The following is a 22744-nucleotide window of genomic DNA, read 5'->3' as shown; positions in this document are numbered from 1 at the left end:
TTTCATTCAGGGAACGTGCAATGTTTCTCTTTGCTCCCAGGTCAAGAAGTGCTACTTTCGGACCGTCGCCTTTTAAAATCTCTTTCTCGCGGCATGTTACCTTCTCTACTACCTTACCTGTTGTATATGCTTTTAACTGGGGGATAATTGTATCTAAATCATAATTTTCATTGACGGTGATCATACCGTTCATGGTACCTTTCTCACGAAGGATTTTCGTTAAGGCTCTGGTATCAATTCCGGCAATACCTGGAATATCATGCTTTGTTAAGAAATGCTGAATCGTGTCCACGCTTCTGAAATTACTTGGGACACGGGATAATTCGCGGACAATAAAGCCGTCCACCCATGGCTTTGATGACTCCTGGTCATCATAACAGATTCCGTAATTCCCAATGAGGGGATAAGTCATACATACTGCCTGTCCTGCATAGGAAGGGTCGGTCATTACTTCCAGATAACCGGTCATGGAAGTATTAAAGACGATTTCGCTGATAACGTCTCTCGTTGAACCAATGCTTGTACCTTTGAACACATGGCCATCTTCTAATATCAGAAATGCTTTCATACAATCTCCCTTTCTTATCTTTATATTGTGTCTATCACTTATTTTTTCCTAAATCTTCAAGATTGTATCACAGCAAAGTGCTTTTTTCAACCTTATAAGGTACTAAAAATAATTAAGTTGATATTAAAAACTTTTTTGTAATTTCAGGCAGATCCAATCACATGCATTCACTGCTTTCTCACATCCAAATACCTCTATAAAATTTAAATCATCCTCTTCTCTGTGCAACTCTACACCGGATAACTGCTCCGCAGTTTATCAGAAGAAGCTTACACTTCTACGTAACAAATTGTGCGTTTTGAGGATACTGTAAAAAAAATTAAAAAAATTTCAAAAAAGCTATTGACTTTTATCCATACATCGGTTATTATAAATGAGCAGTCGCAAGAGAGCGATTGATAAATAAGAAAATGCAGAAGTGGCGGAATTGGCAGACGCGCAGGCTTCAGGTGCCTGTGGTAGCAATATCGTGTGGGTTCAAGTCCCATCTTCTGCATTATTTTTTTACTCAAAAAAGGAAACTGATACAGTTTCCTTTTTTCTGTTCTTATGACACAAAAGACATCAGATAACGATAAATCTTCCATGTGGTTTCATTATCGTAATGAGTTCCGTCTGTTGTCTTATATCCCTGCTTTTTCAGATAAGAATAAAGATCTGCATATTTCGCACCGGCAACTTCTTTTTTCATTCTGGCATTGAAATCTTCGATTTCCTCATTTGTTACATAAGGATCTTTGGTTACCTGTCCCACTGCCACAATATAGACATCCGCTCCCTGCGCTTTCCATTTTGGAATCTCCTCATTCAGCAGACTGATATAATTTGAAATATTGTATACATCATTAACACCAAGCCAGACAAAAATATCTTCATTTCCTTTCATCTGCTCCTGCAAGGTCTTCAGGGCAGTATCTCTAAGCCATTTATACCCCATTCCAACCTCACATATCCATGTGATGTTATCGTTCTCCACAACATCTTTCATCATATCTGTTCTGGAATCTCCGATCATAATAGTCTTTCGCATTACCGCCTCTGCCGGATCACTCAGTTCAGAATATACAACATTTCCCTGATTTCGTACATATGCCCGTATTCTGTAATAATAAGTCTTTCCTGAAACAGTACCTGTATCTGTATAACTGAATGTTGTATTGCCGGAAACTATATTGATTCTTTTATATCCTCTGTCCTCGGATTCTGACCGGAATATCTGATATCCTTCTGCAGTTTTGATTTTTTTCCATTTGATCAGGGTTCCGCTTTCTTCTCTCACTCTTATCCGGGTGATCACAGGTTTTCCGGGAGCTGTTTTTATCTCCAGTGCTTTCGATGATGGGCTGTACAGAGTTTTGTTTCCCTGTTTCAGATAAGAACGTATCTTATAAGTGTAGAGCTTATCTTCAGAACCTGTCAGTGTAAAACTGGTAATGTTCCTGTTCTTGATCCTTCCCACGCATTTGTATTTCCCGTAGGCTTTATAATACAGAAAAATCTGATAGCCGGAGGCCTTCTTTACTTTATTCCAGTTCAGAGTCACTCTGTTTCCGGCTGCTGTTCCGGACAATACCGGTGTTTCCGGTTTTGCAGATGCTGCGGATGCCGATACTGTTCCAAACAGCATTACCGCTATCAACCAAAATAAAGAGAAACTCTTTCTGATATATTTCACATGACATTCCTCCCATCTATAACAATTCATCTATAGCAATACCGGACTGTCCACAGTATTTTACGGAATTGCCATAATCAAAGAGCCGGCTCTGTAAAAGATATCTGCTCTCACATCGCCGGCTTGATTTTATACTGTTCTCAATTATTTTTGTATTATTTGACTTTCACGCTCTTCACTGCACTGTAACCTGTATATACCTTGGCAGATCCTACCATCTTATATGCGCGTGCTCTGAAATAATAAGTTTTACCACTTGTCAGTTTTGTCCTATTTGCGGTCAGCTTTGTAGTTCCTTTTACAACCGTACCCTTCTGGGATTTCTTGGATGATCCACAGTAAACATCATATCCGTCTGCACCTGCAACAGCCTTCCAGCTTACGGTTGCCACACCTTTTTGGGTGGACTTCACAGAGATTGCCGGCTTTGTACCTGTTGCTGTAGCTTTCACTTCTGCGGAATTTGACCAGGATCTGAGGTTCTTATTGGCATCTTTTACCTGTACAGTTGCTGTAACTCTGTATGTGTAGGCTGTTCCTGTAGAAATCACATTATCTGTGTAATCTTCTCCGAACTCTGCGTCAGCCAGATCACCATTATCCCATGTTTTAACAGTTTCATATGCACCGTTGCCTGTTTTCTTCTCCAGTTTGTAAGAAGCATCATCTGTACTGGAACCAACGTTTACCACGATCTGATCCCATGTTGCAGATGTGATGGATGCAGTTGCCTTCAGCATTTTGACCTTGGATGAAACTCCTGCATCACAGCTGAACTGCTGAGGTACGGCAATCCATTCCGGTGTAAAGTCAATAGAAGGTGTTTTACTCAGTGAGTTTCCGTCAAGGTATAAGGAAACTACCTGAGATCCTTCCTTGCTGTTTTCCAGTTTCAGATTTGTGATCTTATTGTTTCTAAGATCAAGGATTCCCTGAAATCCGGCACAGTTAAATGAAGTGATGGCATTATTGGAGGCATTGACTTCTGAAAGACTCTTTACATAATCAGTATTTCCGATGTTCAGTCCTGCATTTGCCTGTGTGGTAAATTTATTGGAGCTTGCATCTACGAAATCCAGATTCTTCAGATATTTCTTGGAAGGCATTACTACCTTTGTCAGTTTATTGCTTCCATACTTCACTACACGAAGATTTGTGCATTTGCTGAGATCCAGAGTTCCTGCAAGACTGTTATTACTCAGATTCAGATATGCAACTTTTGTATTCTTTGTAATATTTACAGAAGTAAGTTTGTTATTTGCCGCAAACAGATCTGTCGCATAAGTAAAACGTTCAATACCTTTCAGGTTGGAAATTCCAAGTCCTGAAACATCAATCGTCTTGGCTGCTTTGATCTCTGCCGCTGAAAGTTTCTTATCCTTGTCTGTATCAATATTATCTAAAACATACTGGCGGAACTTTGCATCCGGGAAGTTCGCTGAACTGACTGCTACTGCTGATGATGCTTCAGCAGCATCAGACTGAAATTCAGATCCGTCCTCTACCTCCGGAGCTTCCTCTTCTGCTGAGCCAACAGACTGTTCTTCTACTGTTGATGTATCATCACTAAAATCAGCAGCCTGAACACTGATACCGGAAGTCATCATAGCTGCACTGATCATTCCTGCGACTAATAACTGATTTAATTTTCTGTTTTTCATCTTTCCCTCTCCTGTTCGTAATTTTCATACCTTTTGATACGATATAAAATTATCATATTCCATATCAATTTGCAACATATTTTTAATTATACTGTAATTATCTGGTAAATCTGTAAAAATAATTTACCCTGCAGTTACTTACTTCTCTTCCATTGCTTCTTTTTCCACTGGTCTTTCTTCCACCGGCTGTTCCTGTGCTGGTTCTGGTTCTGTTTCTGCTGCTTTCTCTGTCTCTTGTTCTTCCGGCTGTAATTCTTCTGCCGGTGTTTCTTCCGGTCCATTACTCCCATCTTCATCTTCATCTGAAGATACAATATCATTTTCCACATTCTTCGCCGGTTCCGGAGTCGGGCATGGCGTTCCGCAATACGGACAGAAACTTACATTAATATCTACCTCCCTCTCGCAGGACGGACAGATTTTCTCTCCTTTCAGGTTCGCCGCATTATCCTTATACTCCCTGATTTTCAGATAATGCTGATCAATCTCCTGACATAAAGCACTTAACTCACTATCAATTCCATCACCCTGAGAATGTCGTCTGTAAACAATATCACCGATATCAACTTTGATTTTCTCAATAATGCGCTCTTCCCCTGTGATTTTACTTCTTATCTTCTGCGCCTCGATCGTCTGCTCTGCGCGGGCACCTAATTCTCTTGTAGTCTTTCCCAGTTCCTTTGTTGTTTTTGAAAATGTCTTAACTAATCCATCAAAAAAATCTGTTCCCATAATATTTACTCCCTTCTATTATTATCCTCATAATGTAAGAACAAAACTATATTAATTAATGACTACCCTCCAGCAGGATCGGCTCCTGTCCGCGAAGAAGGATCTTCGGACCACCGTTTCCTTCTATGTATTCTCTTGTGATCACAACCTCTCCTATGCTGTCATCTTTCGGAATCTCATACATGATATCCAGCATATACTCTTCCAGTATCGCACGAAGTGCCCTGGCACCTGTATCTCTCTCCAGTGCTTTTGCAGCAATTGCATGAAGTGCCCCGTCTTCAAATTCCAGTTTCACCTCATCCAGTGCAAGAAGTTTCTGATACTGTTTAAGAATCGCATTCTTCGGCTCCTGCAGGATCTTCACAAGCATATCCTCATTCAATCCGTCCAGAGTAAAGATGATCGGAAGTCGTCCGATAAATTCCGGAATCATTCCAAAACTGCGGATATCCTCCACTGTTACTTTCTGAAGCAGATGAGGATCATTATCATATTTATCCTTCAGGTCTGCATAAAAACCGATAGATGCCTGCTTGTTCAGCCTTTCTTTAATGATATTCTCCAGATCAGGAAAAGCACCGCCACAGATAAACAGAATATTACGTGTATTAACAGTTACAAGCGGTACCATTGCGTTTTTGCTGTTTGCACCTACAGGAACTTCCACCTCACTTCCCTCAAGAAGCTTCAGCATTCCCTGTTGCACTGCCTCACCACTGACATCTCTCTGGTTGGTGTTCTTCTTCTTGGCAATCTTATCAATCTCATCAATGAAAATAATACCATGCTCGGCACGCTCCACATCATTATCTGCCGCCGCCAGAAGTTTGGAAACAACGCTCTCTATATCATCGCCAATATAACCGGCTTCTGTAAGAGAAGTGGCATCTGCAATTGCAAGCGGCACATCCAGAAGTTTCGCCAGGGTTTTAACCAGATAGGTTTTACCGCATCCGGTTGGTCCGATCATCAGCATATTAGATTTCTCAATTTCAATCTCATCCATTGTATCTGTCGCCACACGTTTATAGTGATTGTAAACCGCTACAGACATTACTTTCTTGGCTTTCTCCTGACCGATCACATACTGGTCAAGGGTTTCTTTGATCTTATGGGGAGCAGGAATATTTTTCAGATCCAGAACCGGTTTTTCCTGTTTCTTTTTCTTTTTTTCTTTCTTTGGCTGCTGCACCGGATTCTGGAAGCTGCCCAGATCGATCATACTCACATTCGGCATATTCAACAGGTCAGAATAATTGAACTTACCCTCATTAAACTGCTGATTCATAGAATTAAAGCTCTTCTGCATACAATCTGTGCAGACATGTATGTTATTGGGAAGTTCGATCATCGGACCGGCCTTGCTCTCAGGTCTGCGGCAGAGAAAACAGAATTTTTCGGATTTGTTTCTCTTTTTCTCTGTATCTTCGCTGCTGTCTATTATTTCATCATCATTATAGTTCTCGCTCATAATGACTCCTTTCTATATCCTCTTATTCGTAACAGTACAGTGCTCCTGCAGGATAGCAGGCTGCTGGATCATTACGCTTATTTAACTGAATTATATCATACAATTCCCTTATAACAAAATGAAAGTTTTATAAACACAAAAAGAATCTTGCCCGGGTTACTGTTCACTGATAATATATAAAAGACACCGCCGCATGGGCGATGTCTTTTGTTTTATTCATTGTCCGGTCTGGTGCCGAGAGTCAGCTCTATAGTATTTTCTTCATATTCCCCATTAGTGGCTCTTGCAATAACTGCCTCAATCTTCTCTCCCGATTTATAATACTGCAGCTTATCCAGCAGATCATCACCATCACTGACTTTCTGTCCGTCGAATTTTACGATGATGTCGCCTTTACAGATACCTGCCTCCTGTGCCGGAGAATCATCCTCCACACTTCTTACAAAGGCGCCTGTGGGCATATTATACATCTCAATTGCCTCTGTGGTCAGATTGGCAAGACTTACTCCCAGATATCCTTTTTTGCTGCTGTCTACTTTCTCCCTGGTCTCACGATTCATCAGTTCTTCCAGAATAGGCTTTGCCTTGGAAATAGGAATGGCATATCCCATACCTTCTACAGCACTGTCTGCGTATTTTGCAGAATTGATGCCGATCAGCTCGCCTTTCATATTCAAAAGTGCACCACCACTGTTACCCGGATTGATCGCCGCATCCGTCTGGATCAGTCCTGTACTGTTCGTTCCGTCATCTGTAGAAATCGTCCGGTTCAATGCACTTATCCAGCCTGATGTTACAGACTGACCATATCCAAGCGCATTACCGATCGCAACTACCTGCTGCCCTACTGCCAGATCATCCGAACTTCCTATCTGAGCAATCTTGATCTGATTTAAAGTGTCCTCAGGGATATCCGATTTCTTCACCGCAACTACTGCCAGATCATTATCAGCATCTGTACCCTTAATCTTGGCACTGACCGCATCCTCTACATTCAGATCTCCATTATCTCCCGCATTCACAGTCTCTGTCTCTGCATTTGCCACATCATCCCCTATAAAGCAGACACTCAGAGTTGTAGCTCCATCCACCACGTGATTATTCGTTGCGATCAGAAGCTCATCATCATTATCTCCAACGATAATCCCTGAACCTGTTGACGCACTCTTATATTGGTGGGAACTATATCCGAAAAAGCTTGGTATTTCCTGAACACTGACCGTAGTGATCGCAACTACAGAAGGCATGGAAGCCTGAGCCACTGCTGCTACTGTTCCATTCTCAGAGTCAGACAGCACCTTATCGGCAGTGCTGTCATCTGATGCCGTTTCCTGAAGATCCACACTGTCTGTAGTTTTAATCTGCACCGAAGACTTACCTGTATTCAGGAATCTGTCTGCTGCAAAATTTGCCGCCTGAAATACAACTGCCGCCACCAGGCCAAAGATCACAGCCAGTGCGATTGTCGCCCCTGCTTTTTTCTGAAAAGAATTCTGATTTCTTCTGTGTCCAGAGGGACCGGATGGTTTCAAAACAGTTCCCTGTTCTTCATGGAACTGATAATGTTCATATCTGGGCTGCTGACCGGAATCATCTGTTTTTTCACCCAGGTTTCTTTCATCATTCATGTAATCTGCTCCCTTCTGTTCCTGTATTACTGTTTATCGGAACACTCCCCGAAATAAACAATGATCTGTAACTGTTTTATTTCTGCACAGTTACAGCAATTCTTCTCCTGAACTCTGGAATCAGTATATCAATTAATTGTGTTCAAAATGTGACAATTATCGTAAATTGGCGTGTCTTAAGGTTATCCGCTTACCTTTATTTTCTGTTCCAGTAATATGGACTCATGGTACATGCAAGAACAACTTTTCGGGGAAGTTTTCTGTATCTTTTCCCCAGGAAATATCCTGCATATTTCATTCCGCTCTGCCAGATCAGCTGAGGAATCAGCCAGAAGTGTCCCGTTCTTATCAGATAGCCCAGGCTTCTTTTTACCAGACGGATTCCCTCTCCCTCAGAAGGTACTCCTTCAAAAATTTCCGGATGCTCTGCCTGGGATACTCCCAGATCGAAGTTTCTGTGAAACTGCTGTCTTCCGGAATAATTATGGGAATGATACACTCTCGCATCTGCCGCATAGACAACTGAATAGCCTTTCTGAATCATTGTTCCGGCACAGATCATATCTTCATTGAAAATCGCCCGCTCTGTAAAACCGCCTGTTTTCTGATAAATCCCTTTATCATAGGCCGCACACACATTAGAACAGAAATAGGTCTTGATCCCGTACTTATCAATATCAGCCAGCGACTTTACCGAGGACTGCTCCGGATAATTAAAAGAACGGGTATAACGTTCCAGAAAGCGACAGTCTGCCCTGGGTAATTGTCTTGCATAGGCTGCTCCTGCACCCGGATTTTCACTGACAGCACAGACAAGATTTCCAATTACTTTTCTGTCAGCAGGGAGAGCATCCTGTGTCATAAAGATCATAATATCTGCATTCGAAAGTTCTGCTGCCCTTCTTCTGGTTCCGCCATGATCAAAATCCTTCTGTTCCAGGTGATGAACCTCAAGGATCGGACATTTCTCCCATTCTCTGTTCCAGTACTGCTCTCCCGTATTCATAACCAGAATCCTGCGGGGACGGTATTCCTGTTCTTCCAGCCTGTGCAGCAGTTCTCCAAATTCTCTGCCGGGACGATAGGCAGGAATGATTACATCAACTGTCGCAGTGTCATTATATTTTTCCTTATGCGTCATCCTCAACACTCCTTATCTGAAAAGAGGACCATCCTTTCCAACAGATGGTCCTCTTTTCTATTATTTATATTTTTATAGCAGTTCCCTGTTACTGTTCTTCAGAACTTGCTCCGGAATCTGCTGCTGAATCATCGCTGAATCCATCGTCGCCGCCGGTCTCATCTCCACCGGTGTCATCGCCGCCGTCGTAGTCTCCACCACCAGTGTCACTGCCGGTGTCATCGCCGCCATTATCATAACTGCCGTCATCACCACTGTTATCATAATCGCCACCGCCGCCATTATCTCCGCCGCCATTATCATAACCGCCATCATAACCACCGTTATCATAATCATTGTCATAATCATAATCGCCGCTGTTATCCGTACTGCCGGAGGTATTATCGCCGGACCATACAAAAGTGTCATTTGCATTTGTGGTATCAGTGTCCTGTGTCGTAGTCTTGGCTGCATCATCCAGCTTACCTTCTCCGCCGACGATCTCAAGTATCTTATTACTGCGGGCCACTACCTCAGAAGACGGAGTATAATCCTGATCATCATACAGGAACTTGTGAAGTTCAACTACATTGTTCTCAAGATCAGTAGGAACAATAATACTTCCCTTGATATTAGAGAATTTAAACTTCTGCGGGAATCCCGTGCTGTCTGTAAATTTATATCCGATCAGAGTCGGAATAAGTCCCAGAATATCCTGTTTTGAAAGAGATGTTGTAACCATCGGGAATACATCATCCATAATCTTAAAAATAGAAGAAAGACCCGCTATCTTCGCCTTGTCAAAGAGCATTCCAAGTACTCGTCTCTGACGCTCTGTACGTCCCATATCCAGACTTGCAGTATAACGGATACGGCAATAGGATGTCGCCTGTACACCGTTCAGATGATAAGTTCCTACAATGGCTTCCTCATCTTCCGGCTTTGGCTCCGGTTTCTCGATTGGAGTGTAATCTTTCCCTGTCAGCTTGGATGTTTCCACGCAATAGTTATTCATATGTTCAATTTCCGCATAAGATAACGGAATATCAAGACCGCCAAGATCATCTACCACTTCTACAAGTGCAGAAAAATCGGCCGTCGCATAATCGGAAATATCCAGATCCAGGTTTGTATTTAACATAGTGATCGCCTGTTCCGGACCACCCAGCGCATAGGCTGCATTTGCCTTCGTATAGGTATCATCTCCAACATTGAGAAGTGTATCTCTGTATACGGAAACCATACGCACTTCTTTTGTATCGTTGTTTACACTCACAATGATCATGGTATCACTGTTCTGTGCAGAATACTGGGAGCCTTCCCCTCTGGTATCAATACCAAACAGCACATAGGTCTTGTAGCCTGTCATCTTTGGTGCTTCCTGGTTTACGACTATTTTTTCCTTTTTCAGTTCCGGCTGCTCAATCTTATCCAGCCTGGAAGAAATCTGTCCATACACATACAGCCCGCCAATAAACAGCAGCAGTACAATGATTTCAAGCACAAACAGTACTTTTTTCTTTTTTCCTGGTTTAGCCATGCCTTTTTCCCCTTATCTTAATATGCATTTTTGTTTATAAATCCCTTGAAAAATGTAAGGAATATAATCTTGATATCCAGCCCTATGCTCCAGTTTTCAATGTAATAAAGGTCATATTCGATTCTTTTTCTTATGGATGTGTCTCCGCGGTAACCATTCACCTGAGCCCAGCCGGTAAGTCCCGGGCGAACCTGATGTTTCACCATATATCTCGGGATTTCTTCTCTGAATTTCTCTACAAAAAACGGCCGCTCCGGTCGTGGTCCCACAAGACTCATGTTACCCTTCAGTATGTTGAAAAGCTGTGGCAGTTCATCAATACTGGTGTGACGCATAAACTTTCCGATGGGTGTTACTCTTGGGTCATTCTTTACTGTCCATGCCTTCTTCTCTTCCGATTCCGGCTGTACTTCCATGGAACGGAACTTGTACATCCGAAAAGTCTGGTTATGAAGTCCAACCCTCTCCTGTTTATAGATCAGTGGTCCCGGTGATGTCAGCTTAATGATAACACACATTAACAGCATCAGCGGTGAGGTTACTATGATTCCAACAATAGATCCTGCAATGTCCATCGCCCGCTTGACCAGTGCATTGAATGTATTGTTCAACGGTACATAACGGATATTGATAACCGGAAGTCCCAGTATGTCTTCTGTGTATGGTTTTGTCGGAATGATCTTATTATAATCCGGGATAAACTTGGTGTGTACTCCGGATTTTTCACACAGTGCTACAATCTCTTCCAGGCGGTAATATTCACTTAAGCCTAGAGTGATCGCTATTTCATCCAGCCGGTTCTCCGGAAGTATTATATTCAGATTGGCAATCCTTCCAAGAACTTTGATTCCCTTGTATTCTGTTCCTGCCGGAACATTGTCATCCAGTATTCCGCGGATCACATATCCCCACTGAGGATTGGCAAGAACTCTGTCAATGTATTCCTCTGCTGCGCGGCTGTATCCCACACAGATCATCTGTTTCTGATTCAGTCCCTTCTCTCTCATATCTCTCAGAAGAGCGAAAATCAACATTCGGGCACACCACTGAAGCACAATATTGATTACATAAAACATAATATAAGTAGAACGGGAAAAATCGCTCTCATCTATCATGTAAAATGTAAACATCAGAATAAGGAGCCCAAGCGAGTTGGCCTTTACAATATTAGCCAATACAAGCCGACGCCCCTGCATCCGCATGGGAGTATACAATGTGAAAGCCTGATACAACAACAGATAAACCGGTACAATAAAAACCAGCATCAGCATATACTGCTGAAAGCTTCTGGTTCTGACTGCTGTTGCTGCCATAGGACCAACAAAACGGATCAGCCATGCCAGAAAATATGACAGTACCAGTACAATTGCATCAATGATCATATGGAGACGACTGAAATTCTTTTCATTGTCCTTTAGCAATCTTTTGTCACCTCATTTTTTTATCGTTTCTATATTATAATAGTTGTTTTATAAAAGCAATAAAAATTTATCTTTCTTTCTTATCATCCGCACAAACGCCTGAAGATATTCACCCACAATTCAACTTGAATCCTAAAATAGTTTGACAGATTTTGAAATTTAAAAGGTATTTTATGATTTTTTTTACTGATCTGGAATCCATTCTTAATTCCCGCAATATACTCTCTTCCGAATCCTTTCAGCGTAAAAAACAGAATTTTGATTCCAAATCCTGCAACAAGAAACGGAAGATTGATAATAATCTGTAACACCGGCATATTTTTGTATATCAGATAAATATTATTTCTGGAAGAATACCGGATCTTGAACTGATTATATCTGGATCCGCTGGTACCGCTTCCCACATGGTATACCATGGCATCAGGTGCGTACCAGTTTTCATATCCGTAGATCCTGGCCCGGTATCCCACGTCCATGTCCTCCAGATATGCAAAATGTTCTTCGTCAAAATATCCCAGTTCATCAAAGATCTTCTTTCTGTAAATAGCAGCTCCTGCGCAGGAAGCAAAAATCTTCTCTTCCTTTTCATAGGTATGGATATCTTTCCCCTTACCTCTCGCATAAGCCCATCCAAGTGCGCAGTAATAGTTTCCTGCGTCATCCAGCCTGTCCCTGTCATGAAACTGAATCATTCTGGCAGCACAGGAGAAAGCTTTGGGATGCCTTTTGATGGCTGACAGCATTTCTTCTATAAAATTCTCCGTTACTTCAATATCATTGTTTAAAAGCAGTACATAAGGTGAGCGTGATGCTCTGATCCCTTCATTGACCGCTTTACAGAATCCGAAATTCTCCGGCAGTTCGATCAGATGAACCCATGGATACCTTGCAGCAACAAAAGCACAGCTTCCGTCATTGGATCCATTATCCACAAGAATTACATCAAAATTGCTTACAGTCTGACACTCCAGACCTGCAAGTACGCCATCCAGATAAGCCATCCCATTAAAATTCGGAATGATCACCGATACTTCCTGCATGATTTCCTCCCTGTCTTCTCTTTTTTCTGTCCTGCTTCTGTCTCCATTCCCGGGATTGGCTTCAGAGAATAATTCCATTTGGTAAGAGACAGGTTTTTGTTATAACAGGGATCTCCTTTTTTGAGAATGTCTATCCAGTGACATCGCATATATTCAATCTCCGTCTGAAAACGGCGCACTTTCTCCTTGCTGTCTTCAGCTCCTCTTGTCTTTGATTCCATATGATAAAGCTTCGCATAGGGATCATATACGATCAGATAGCCGTTTTTTCTTACTTTCAGGCAAAGATCCACATCATTAAATGCCACAGCCAGTTCCTCTGTAAATCCTCCTGTCTGCTCAAAAACCTCTTTCTTCATCAACAGACAGGCGGCAGTCACTGCACTCATATCCTGAAGAAGAGATGCCTTATGCAGATAGCCGGTACGGTCCGCAGGCATATCTACGAACATATGCCCCGCAATACCGCCCATTCCGATCACACATCCTGCATGCTGGATTGTATTATCCGGATAAATGAGCTTTGCTCCGACACCGCCCACTTCCGGACGCTGACACACTCCAAGCATTTCTTCCAGCCAGTCCGGATTGATGGATTTTACATCATTATTCAGGAAAAGCAGATATTCTCCCTTTGCATGCGCCGCAGCAAAGTTATTGATGGCAGAATAATTAAATTCTTTTCCCCATCTCAAAAGATGAATCTTCCGGTTTCCGGAAAGCTCTTTATAATATCGGAAAATCTCATCAGTGGTACTGTTATTCTCCACGATTATGATTTCAAAATTCTGATAACCGGTATTCTTCTCCAGCATTTCCAGACAGGTCTGAAGAGTCTCTTTCTCGTCTTTGTTTGGTATGATAACAGACACCAGGGGTTTTCCCTGCACCGGATATTTCACCCGGTAAAAGCCCAGATCCTGTGTATGGCTTACCTCGCCTTTTGTACCTGTTCTCTCAAGATGAGCTTCTATTGCTCTCTTGCCGGCTTCAAATGCGTACATTTTACTGGCAGGATTATCTGCAGTGGAGGCTTTGTGTGTTCTCCAGTGATACAGGATTTCCGGAACATGTAAAACCTCTCCGGCATTCTCCGTACAGCGGAAGATAAAATCGTAATCCTGAGCTCCGTCGAATTCTTTTCGAAAACCTCCGGCCTTTTCTACAATACTCTTTCGCACTACAAAAAAGTGGCAGATATAATTATTGGAACGCAGGAGATCCAGATTAAAATCCGGTTTCAGATGTGGCTGAAAATGCTCGTCCAGTTCTGTTGTAACCTTATCCTCGTCTGTATAAAGCGCATCTGCCTGCGGATGATCCTGCAGTATTTTCACGATCTCATATAATGCATTGGGTGCCAACAGGTCATCATGGTCAAGAAGCCCCACAAATTCACCTTTTGTCATTGCAAACGCGCGGTTTGTGTTCTCTGCAATGCCAAGGTTCTCTTTGAGATTGCAGAATCTTACCCGGGAATCTCCGGCTGAATATTCTGCCAGTACTTTCTGCATCTCCTCATTGTCAGGACTTGCATTTACGATACACAGCTCCCAGTTTGAATAAGTCTGAACGATCAGTGATTCTATCATCTGTCTCAAAAATTCTACAGGTGTCTGATAAGCCGGAACTGCAATGCTGATTAGCGGTGAATAATCAAATTTCTGTTTCCTCTGTGTTTCCAGTGTTTCCTCCGTCGGAATGTAAGCCCGGTACCATGGACCATATGGTACTTCTTCCGGTTCAAAACGTTCATGCAGCCTGATCCAGAATTCCTTTAGTCCATAATGCTTCATGTAGCGGAACCCTTTCCGGATCGTATAGGGGGAAAGCTTCCTGAACATTTTCGTCCACTGGATTTTTCCTCCTGCAGATGGTTTTTTACTCATATGATAACCTCGATTTTTACTATGATTTTTTATTTTAACATTGTATGATATTTTTTGCAAGAAAGGAGAGAAATGTGTTATACTGTTATTGTTTTTATGTTATCGTTTTTATGTAACTGTTCACATACAATGAACAGTTACTTTTCAACATTTTTATGTACAGGAGTATTATATACCATGATGATAAAGAAAAAAAGAATCACTGCAGCCCTGCTGGCTCTGGGACTTGGTGCTGTCACCATGTTTTCACAGTTTCCGGTATCTGCTGCTGAAGAAACAGCTCAGAATACAGACGCCGCCGCACAGACAGCAGATCCGTCTGTCGTAGTCACCAACGGTATCGACGGATGGCCCCAGGCTTCCGATATTTCGTCTGCCGCAGCAATTGTAATGGAAACTTCCACTAACACAGTCCTGTATTCCAAAAATGCAGATCAGCCCCTTTACCCTGCAAGCGCAGTCAAGATCATGACCTGCCTGGTTGCTCTTGAGAACAGCAGTCTGGATGAACAGGTAACCATGACTGCAACCGGTGTTTCCGGTGTTACTGACGGAGGAGCCAATATTTCCTCACAGTTAGATGAGGTTTTCACCATGGAACAATGTTTATATGCCATCATGGTTGCCTCTGCCAATGATATCGCACTGCAGGTAGCTGAACATGTGGGAGGTTCTGTGGATGCTTTTGTACAGATAATGAATACCCGGGCACAGGAACTTGGCTGCACCAATACTGTCTTTACCAATCCTACCGGTCTTCCTGATGAGAACCAGCATATCACCGCCCATGATATGGCTCTGATCATGGAAGCAGCTATGGCAAATGACACTTTCCGCACTATTGCAGCAACTACTTCCTATACACTTCCGGCAACAAATGTTTCCGGCGGTGAACGTGTACTTACAAACAATTTTACCATGATAAACAGCACCAGCGACGGTTATTATAAACCCTGTATCGGCGGTAAGGAAGGGTACACAGAAGCTTCCGGAAGTACCCTGGTATGTGAAGCTTCCAAAAATAACATGAAGCTGGTATGCATTGTATTAAATGGCGCATCCGGTGTTACCGATGATGAAGCGATCGCGCTTCTCAATTATGGTTTTGACAATTTTGCACCCCTTACCATCGCAGACGATGATTTTAACCGTCTTTCCGGTGGTACAGTCATTGCACCAAACGGTGCCACAGAAGATAATCTGACCACAGAAGATACTTCTTCTGACGGACAGATCACACGCCAGTATTACTTTGGAGGAACTCCTGTAGGAACTGCGATTCTGGAAGACGCAGAGCAGCAGACAAATGATGCCGCAGTAACCGGTCAGAAGAATATGGAGGCAGCACAGGCATATTCTGCTTCCCATACAACTGCTCCTTATTATATCATCGGGGCGATCGGGGCAGCATTCCTGCTGTTTTTCCTGTTCCTGATGATCAAAGTGATCAAATCCTGAAGTCTACTTCTGAATACCAGACAGTAACCATTTCTTTGATAGATAAAATAGATAAATTTAAGGGACTTCCGCAAGAGCTTTTCATGCGGCAGTCCCTTTATTTCTTTTAAGGCAAGATTAAAAATGCCCAGCAGGCAAATGGCGAAATCACCAGCAGTACAGTCAGTACTCTGTATATCAAACTCCGCACCTTTTCATTTTTCACTGTTTTTGTCAGAATATTATTCCAGCCCAGCGTAACAAAGTACATCAGAGGATATAACGCAGGCATAAGATATCTTCCCTGTGGCTGATTATCACTGTAATAAACATAATACAGAAACAGAAATACCGGAATCATAATCAGAAATACCATCATCAAATGGAAAATACCTTCTTTATTCCACTCTCGGGATATCACCTTTGTTTTGATCTTCCATCTGTCATTTCCAACTGCTTTCCGCTGTGCAACATACATTTTTTTTCTCAGATCAAATGTCTCTTTTACAAAAAATACACTGATGATTCCAACAGCAAAGAACAGCATATACAGTTTGCTGACCGTATATGGCATATAAATTTCCATCTGTCCAAAAGTACCGATGAAACTTACACACACTGTCAGAATCCAGTTATGATACCAGCCGGGATCCTGATAAAGGATAATATCTTTCCAGTTCCATCCCAGCTTTGCAGGCGTCGGATACAGTGAAGGTCTGTAATCCTTCTGAGCATATTTTTCCGCACATTCCGCACAGGATTTCCTTCCCAGGAAATCTCCGTTATACAAAACTGCGTTACGGATGAACCACCAGCCGCAGAGAACTAAAGTAACTGCTGCGATCACTGCTCCTCTGCTGAAAAGGAAACGAACTCTCTGTGAAAAAGCTTCTTCTCTGCAGAGTAATACCGTAAAACAGAAGAAGAAAAAACTGCAGAGTATCCAACCGTATGCATTATAATAAGACAATGCACATACGGCCATTCCCACTGCAAGGAGTATACAGTTTTTCCATGTCCAGTCTTCTCTCAGATAAGAGGCCCATGCATACAGAATCATGGCTGCTGCCAGCAGTGCCAGTGAGTCTGTATTCACATAAGTTCCCACAAAGATTGCCTGCGGCATAAATCCTGCCAGTGCTGCAAACAGCCATCTAACTTCTCTGGAATATTTTTCTTTCGGAAACAGTTTGCCCGAAGCTTTTACAACAAAATACACTGCACCTGTGACAAACAGTACATCTGCCATACGTGCAATTTTGAACATGGAGTATCCCGGATCTGCAAAAAGCCGGGATATTCTCATAAATAATGCAGACACCATATAAGATACAACCGGATAATATGCATAGGAAATTCCCCACACTTTATTCCTGACAGCCGGATCATCTCCCCCCGGAAGAGCTCCATGATGTTTATAAATGTAATCTGCAACATAATATCTCATCTGTTCATCCGGCCCTGAATTAAAAGGCTGTGTCATCGCCCAGGTTGTCAGCAGGATAAACGCCAGAAATACAAAAATGAAAATTTCTGTTTTTTCATTGATCTCTTTCTTTTTCTTTAACATATCTTCTTTCACATTCATTTTATAGCAATTTCATCTTCAGATTCTTTTCAGAGAAAAGTCCTGGCTCTTCAGAGTGAGATTGGGGTTATAATAAGGATCTCCGTTCTCCAGGATCTCCGGCCATTTTTTCTCAAAGGTGGCAATTTCTTTGTTAAATCGTGCCACTTTTTCCGGAGTATCCTCAAGGCCTCTGGATTTGGATTCATAATGGTATAATTCCGCATATGGATTATACACGATCAGATATTCCGCCTTTCTCAGCTTCATGCAGAAATCAATATCATTAAATGCAACAGCCAGTTCCTCTGAAAGTCCTCCCACTGCATCAAATGCAGATTTCTTCACCATCATGCAGGCAGCTGTAACCGCACTGTAATCCTGTGCACAGATAATTCTGTGACAATATCCGGTGGTACCTCTCTTATGCTGGACAAAACAGTGTCCTGCAATTCCGCCAAAACCGATCACAACACCTGCATGCTGGATCGTATCATCCTCATAATAAAGTCTTGCACCCACTGCGCCTACATCTTTACGCATGCAATAACCCAGGAGTTCTTCCAGACAGTCCGGATTAATGATCTCTGTATCATTGTTAAGCAGAAGCAGATACTCACCCTTTGCAAAAGATGCACCATAATTATTAATGGCAGAATAGTTAAAGACTCCGTCCCAGTATACCATGCGAACCTTCGGATTCTCTGCCTCCAGTTTTTTGTAATATTCAAAAGTAGCAGAATCTGTACTGTTATTCTCTACAATAATGTACTCATAATTTTTGTACGTAGATTTCTGTTCAATGGATTCCATACATCTCTTCAGATCATCAATATGGTCTTTATTCGGAATAATAATAGAAATCAGCGGATCATGATCTCTGATAAACTTCGTTCTGTACAGCCCCAGATATTCACCCTTAAAAACCTCTGCGTGGATTCCTGTTCTCTCATAGTGAGCCTGTACTGCACGTCTTCCGGCTTCAAAGGCATAAAGCTTGCTCTCGGGATTCTCTGCTGTGGAGTCCTCATGGCAACGCCAGTGATACAGGATTTTTGGAATATGACAGATTTCTTCATCCTTTACTGCTTCCACACAGCGTAACACAAAATCATAATCCTGTGCACCGTCAAACTCACTTCGCAGCCCGCCAACTTTTTCAATTACTTTTCGTGATACCACAAACAGATGGCAGATATAATTGACCGTACACAGCAAATCCGGATTATAGTCCGGTTTAAAATGCGGCTGAAAGAATTTATGTCCATCCATAGACATCTTATCTTCATCTGTGTAGATCACCAGTGTCTGCGGTTTCTCATTTATTGCTTTCACACATTCAAATAATGCATTCGGCGTCAGCTCATCATCATGGTCTGCAAAGGCAATGAAATCACCTGTTGCAATTTCAATGGCACTGTTGGTATTCTCTGAAATCTGAAGCGACTCCTCATGAGAAACGTATTTAATTCTGTTATCCTTCGCTGTCAGTTCTTTTAACAATTCCGTCAGTGGTGACTGTGCGCCGCTTCCGTCAGAGAAACAAAGTTCCCAGTTTGAATAAGTCTGTTCCTGAAATGATTCTGTCAGTCTTCTGAGATATTTCTCCGGTGTCTTATACAGCGGTACTACAAAAGAAATCTTGGGTCTGTATCCAAAGGATGTTTTCTTCTGTTTCTCCAGTTCGTTCCTGTCCGGCAGATGATGTCTGATCCATTTCTGATAGGATGGCGGTCCCTGACGTACATTTTTAACCTTTGTCACTACCTTCTCAGCAAGAGCCGCCGCACCCTGAGATTTCCAGTAGCGGATTCCTTTTTCTACATATTTGTCTAATTTCTTTGCCAGAATATCAGCTTTTCTCAGAGGAACCACATGTACAGTTTTCTTCTCGCCTGCATAAAACACTACATACAGGCATTTTCCCGAAACGTTGGTGATCTCAGAGAAGAATCCTGTCTTTCCCGGATCCTGTGCTTCTTCAAACAGCTGGTTGACATCCACCCTGTCTGTTCTCTGGATTTCAGCGGCAACCGGCTTTTTATCCGCATCAAAGATACGGACAGTCACAGGCTTCGGTGCAATGGCCCACCCTCTGATCCGTACAGTTCCCTGTTCTGCACTCTCTTCTTCAAAATATACCTGCGGTTTATCTCTTTTTTTATCCAGTTCACCGGCAGTGATGGAAAACCAGACATGTTTTTTATCCGAAAACTTCTCATAGATCACAAGCTTATGATACCCCTCCAGATTTTCCGGTATCTGAACAGTTGCCGTAATCTGTATTCCCTGCATTTTCTCCGGATCTTTAAAACGTTCCAGTGCACTTACATTTTCATTTTCTTTCACAGACACCTTCAGTTTGTGCTGATCCAGATATGCCTCCATCACCGCATCTTTCGGCCAGTGTCCCTGCACAATATACTGTGTCCTGTCTGATAAATGAAATCTTTCTCTTACTACTTCAAATATTTCCTTAGGCATGTTAATCTCCGTTCTTCTCCTGTTTTCTCAGAGAACAGTCTGTGTTGTTTAATGTCAGATTGGGGTTATAATAAGGATCTCCTTTCAGGAGCTCTCTTCCCATTTTCTCCGGAAACAGTTTACTTCTCTGGAAAAACGCAGCTGTTTCTCCGGTGTATCTTCCATTCCTCTGGATTTGGATTCATAATGATACAGTTCTGCATACGGTGTGAATACAATTTTCACTCCATATTTTCTCACTTTCATACAGAGATCAATATCATTAAATGCAACCTTCAGCTCCTCGTCAAATCCTCCGACTGCTTTAAAAACAGAAGTCTTTACCATCATGCAGGCGGCAGTGACTGCACTTATCTCCTGCACACAGCGCAGACGTCCCATATATCCTTCCGCATCCCGGGGAAGTTTACATAATACATGGGCAGCAACTCCACCAAGACCAACTACCACTCCTGCATGTTGAATGGTGTCATCCGGATAATACAGTTTCGCACCGGCCATTCCCACGTCTTTTTGCTGACAAAGCTGAAGCATTTCTTCAAGCCAGTTCTCTGTAATGATTTCCACATCATTGTTAAGAAACAGCAGATATTCTCCCTGCGCCTCTCTTACTGCAAAGTTATTGATCGCAGAATAATTGAATTCTTTTTTCCATGTAAGGATCCTTACATTTGGGTATCTGTTTTTCAGTGTCTCATAGTATACAAAGGTTTCTTTTTCCACACTGTTGTTCTCAACAATAATGATCTCGTAATTCTTCCATGTTGTCTTCTCTTCTATGGATGAAATACACAGTTCCAGATCATTAATGTGATCTTTACTTGGAATGATCACAGAAATCATCGGTTCGCCGGAAATAGTCAGATGGCTTCTGTACCATCCCTTCTTGTCTGCAAGTTCCGCTGTTGCAGAAACCTCCGCCCTGCGGTAATGCTCCTCCAGTGCCTTTCTGCCTGCTTCCCAGTTTTTCTTCTCCTGTTCTTCTGTGATCAGGTTCTCTGCTTTCATGGAATGACAGAGGATCTTTGGAATATGCACAATATTCTCTGCCTGCTCACTGCATCTTAAGAGCATATCATAATCCTGTGCACCATCATATTCCGGATCAAACTTTCCGGCCTGTTCCAGAATTTCCTTCCGGATTGCCCAGAACTGTCCGATATAATTATTTTCCCTTAATCTGAACAGATTGAAATCCGGCTTGAATTCCGGCTCAGAATAATGTTTTCCGTCTGCGCTGATCTCATCTTCATCTGTATAGATCATATCCGCTTTTTTCTCTGTGATCGCTTTGACCATCTGAAAAAGTGCATCAGGTTCAGGTATGATCTCCTGACCGGCAAACAGAACATACTCTCCCATTGCAAGTTTCAGAGATGCATTAAGATTTCCCGAAATGCCGTTGTTTTCCGTAACCTTCTTGTAGGAAAGGCGGATCTCTTTTTTATATTTTTTCCGCAGAAACTCTCCTGTTTCCTCTCCCTCACATGCATCTGCAAGACACAGCTGCCAGTTACCATAGGTCTGTTCTGTATAAGCATCGATCACACTTTTTAACCTTTGTTCATCTGTATCCGTCACCACCATCACAATACTGATCAGCGGTGAATAAGAAAAAACAGCATTTCTCTGTCTTTTTAATTCCTTTCGGAATGCGACATGATCTTTCAGCCAGTCTTCATAATCCTGATCTCCGTCCTTAAGCTGGGAATTTCTCACATAACGGATAAATCTTCCAATACCGTTTTTCTTTATATATTCCTGATTCTTCTGCCTGTTCTTCAGAGACAGCAGTTTCATCTGCTGATACAGTCCGGTATTTTCCCGTTTTATTTTTTTTACATTTACAGTATAAATTTTCTGTACATCTTTTCCCCTGAAACAGATGCAGATATTCTGATCGTTTGTATTCTCCAGATTGACAGTAATACTGAATCCCAGATTTCTTTTCTCTTCTTCGGAAATCCCCTTTGCCTCTTCCACGTCCGGACGTCTTTGTCTGGTGATCGTACATTCCAGAACCTTCCCATCTGTACCCTGTACAAATATCTCATCCGGCTCCAGCTGGTTTACAACCCAGCCTCTGACTGTCAGGATACTCTCCTGTGTGATCTGTTCCTCATCAATATGATATTCAATAAGACTTTCCTCACAAAAGTCCTTCACTTCTGCAGCTGTGGCTTCCCAGATGATTTCTTTTTCATCTCCTGCTCTCAGCGCAAGCTGCAGTTTCTCATGTTCTTCTGCAAGTTTTATAATTTCCGGTATCTTTACTGTGAATCCGACATTTCCCACTTCTTTTATATCTTTTGTTTCTTTTAAATCTTTGGCAACATCCGCTCTTTCACAACGCGAAGGTTCAGGAACGAAGAGTTCCTTTCCCGAGCCATAAAGAATGAAATCACATTCTGACTGATTTCTGGTTATCGCCCATCCGGTAATGGCCAGAGTATGATCTTCTTTGTCACTGTATATTTTTTTATCTACACTCCAAAGTATATTTCCCAT

The 22744-nt window shown here is 42.2% G+C and carries 15 protein-coding genes and 1 tRNA gene; 2 read left to right on the top strand and 14 right to left on the bottom strand.

The annotated features are described in order from the left end of the window. The coding region (locus AC075L_RS15655) for a carbamoyl phosphate synthase small subunit (RefSeq protein WP_476387885.1) at positions 1 to 568 on the bottom strand (568 nt) is incomplete at its 3' end. A 412-nt stretch (positions 569 to 980) separates the two neighbouring features. On the opposite strand from AC075L_RS15655, the gene AC075L_RS15650 reads away from it, so the two are divergent. After that, a tRNA-Leu gene (locus tag AC075L_RS15650) sits at positions 981 to 1064 on the top strand. Between the two features lie 51 nt (positions 1065 to 1115). On the opposite strand, the gene AC075L_RS15645 is transcribed toward AC075L_RS15650, so the two are convergent. The 10 genes from AC075L_RS15645 to AC075L_RS15600 all read right to left on the bottom strand — a co-directional run bounded on the left by AC075L_RS15645 (position 1116) and on the right by AC075L_RS15600 (position 14748). Next, complete coding sequence (locus AC075L_RS15645; RefSeq protein ID WP_226839987.1) at positions 1116 to 2243, bottom strand: hypothetical protein; 1128 nt, start codon at positions 2241 to 2243, stop codon at positions 1116 to 1118. Positions 2244 to 2398: 155 nt separating this feature from the next. Next, entirely contained in the window at positions 2399 to 3904 is a 1506-nt protein-coding gene (locus AC075L_RS15640) for a fibronectin type III domain-containing protein (RefSeq protein WP_055053004.1), read from the bottom strand. Between the two features lie 138 nt (positions 3905 to 4042). Next, complete coding sequence (locus AC075L_RS15635; RefSeq protein WP_055053005.1) at positions 4043 to 4636, bottom strand: DUF7575 domain-containing protein; 594 nt, start codon at positions 4634 to 4636, stop codon at positions 4043 to 4045. A 55-nt stretch (positions 4637 to 4691) separates the two neighbouring features. Continuing rightward, on the bottom strand, positions 4692 to 6110 hold the full coding sequence (gene clpX / locus AC075L_RS15630) for an ATP-dependent Clp protease ATP-binding subunit ClpX (RefSeq protein WP_008706095.1): 1419 nt from the start codon (positions 6108 to 6110) through the stop codon (positions 4692 to 4694). A 212-nt stretch (positions 6111 to 6322) separates the two neighbouring features. After that, the gene (locus AC075L_RS15625; RefSeq protein WP_025580303.1) at positions 6323 to 7738 is read right to left on the bottom strand and encodes a S1C family serine protease; all 1416 of its coding nucleotides are present in this window, start codon (positions 7736 to 7738) and stop codon (positions 6323 to 6325) included. Between the two features lie 196 nt (positions 7739 to 7934). After that, positions 7935 to 8879, bottom strand: a complete 945-nt coding sequence (locus AC075L_RS15620; RefSeq protein WP_055053007.1) for a glycosyltransferase family 2 protein — start codon at positions 8877 to 8879, stop codon at positions 7935 to 7937. Positions 8880 to 8967: 88 nt separating this feature from the next. Beyond that, a complete protein-coding gene (locus AC075L_RS15615) occupies positions 8968 to 10398 on the bottom strand; it encodes an LCP family protein (protein WP_055053008.1) in 1431 nt (476 codons plus the stop codon). 17 nt (positions 10399 to 10415) lie between these two features. Continuing rightward, positions 10416 to 11819: an undecaprenyl-phosphate glucose phosphotransferase gene (locus AC075L_RS15610; protein WP_055053009.1), complete on the bottom strand. Its 1404-nt coding sequence runs from the start codon at positions 11817 to 11819 to the stop codon at positions 10416 to 10418. An 83-nt stretch (positions 11820 to 11902) separates the two neighbouring features. Next, positions 11903 to 12859: a glycosyltransferase family 2 protein gene (locus AC075L_RS15605; RefSeq protein ID WP_008706107.1), complete on the bottom strand. Its 957-nt coding sequence runs from the start codon at positions 12857 to 12859 to the stop codon at positions 11903 to 11905. Beyond that, entirely contained in the window at positions 12841 to 14748 is a 1908-nt protein-coding gene (locus AC075L_RS15600) for a glycosyltransferase family 2 protein (RefSeq protein WP_118409108.1), read from the bottom strand. The genes AC075L_RS15605 and AC075L_RS15600 overlap by 19 nt, the downstream gene beginning before the upstream one ends. A gap of 177 nt (positions 14749 to 14925) precedes the next feature. Here AC075L_RS15600 and AC075L_RS15595 point away from each other — a divergent pair, with 177 nt between their 5' ends. Further along, positions 14926 to 16206: a D-alanyl-D-alanine carboxypeptidase family protein gene (locus AC075L_RS15595; RefSeq protein ID WP_227310975.1), complete on the top strand. Its 1281-nt coding sequence runs from the start codon at positions 14926 to 14928 to the stop codon at positions 16204 to 16206. Positions 16207 to 16312: 106 nt separating this feature from the next. Here the strand turns inward: AC075L_RS15595 and AC075L_RS15590 are convergent, their stop codons facing one another. The 3 genes from AC075L_RS15590 to AC075L_RS15580 all read right to left on the bottom strand — a co-directional run bounded on the left by AC075L_RS15590 (position 16313) and on the right by AC075L_RS15580 (position 22744). After that, on the bottom strand, positions 16313 to 17773 hold the full coding sequence (locus AC075L_RS15590; protein ID WP_227310973.1) for an ArnT family glycosyltransferase: 1461 nt from the start codon (positions 17771 to 17773) through the stop codon (positions 16313 to 16315). 18 nt (positions 17774 to 17791) lie between these two features. Next, complete coding sequence (locus AC075L_RS15585; protein WP_118409107.1) at positions 17792 to 20236, bottom strand: glycosyltransferase family 2 protein; 2445 nt, start codon at positions 20234 to 20236, stop codon at positions 17792 to 17794. An 84-nt stretch (positions 20237 to 20320) separates the two neighbouring features. After that, on the bottom strand, positions 20321 to 22744 hold the full coding sequence (locus AC075L_RS15580; RefSeq protein ID WP_476387884.1) for a glycosyltransferase family 2 protein: 2424 nt from the start codon (positions 22742 to 22744) through the stop codon (positions 20321 to 20323).

The organism is Blautia sp. ZXY-1-B12, from assembly GCF_056339915.1.
This window is presented reverse-complemented; position numbering and strand designations above follow the sequence as displayed.

What these genes read in the sequence shown, in the direction of transcription:
- AC075L_RS15605 (WP_008706107.1), bottom strand. Translation starts at nt 12,859, where the DNA reads ATGCAGGAAGTATCGGTGATCATTCCGAATTTTAATGGGATGGCTTAT.
- AC075L_RS15590 (WP_227310973.1), bottom strand. Translation starts at nt 17,773, where the DNA reads ATGAATGTGAAAGAAGATATGTTAAAGAAAAAGAAAGAGATCAATGAA.
- AC075L_RS15595 (WP_227310975.1), top strand. Translation starts at nt 14,926, where the DNA reads ATGATGATAAAGAAAAAAAGAATCACTGCAGCCCTGCTGGCTCTGGGA.
- AC075L_RS15640 (WP_055053004.1), bottom strand. Translation starts at nt 3,904, where the DNA reads ATGAAAAACAGAAAATTAAATCAGTTATTAGTCGCAGGAATGATCAGT.
- AC075L_RS15620 (WP_055053007.1), bottom strand. Translation starts at nt 8,879, where the DNA reads ATGACGCATAAGGAAAAATATAATGACACTGCGACAGTTGATGTAATC.
- clpX (WP_008706095.1), bottom strand. Translation starts at nt 6,110, where the DNA reads ATGAGCGAGAACTATAATGATGATGAAATAATAGACAGCAGCGAAGAT.
- AC075L_RS15585 (WP_118409107.1), bottom strand. Translation starts at nt 20,236, where the DNA reads ATGCCTAAGGAAATATTTGAAGTAGTAAGAGAAAGATTTCATTTATCA.
- AC075L_RS15580 (WP_476387884.1), bottom strand. Translation starts at nt 22,744, where the DNA reads ATGGGAAATATACTTTGGAGTGTAGATAAAAAAATATACAGTGACAAA.
- AC075L_RS15625 (WP_025580303.1), bottom strand. Translation starts at nt 7,738, where the DNA reads ATGAATGATGAAAGAAACCTGGGTGAAAAAACAGATGATTCCGGTCAG.
- AC075L_RS15615 (WP_055053008.1), bottom strand. Translation starts at nt 10,398, where the DNA reads ATGGCTAAACCAGGAAAAAAGAAAAAAGTACTGTTTGTGCTTGAAATC.
- AC075L_RS15635 (WP_055053005.1), bottom strand. Translation starts at nt 4,636, where the DNA reads ATGGGAACAGATTTTTTTGATGGATTAGTTAAGACATTTTCAAAAACA.
- AC075L_RS15600 (WP_118409108.1), bottom strand. Translation starts at nt 14,748, where the DNA reads ATGAGTAAAAAACCATCTGCAGGAGGAAAAATCCAGTGGACGAAAATG.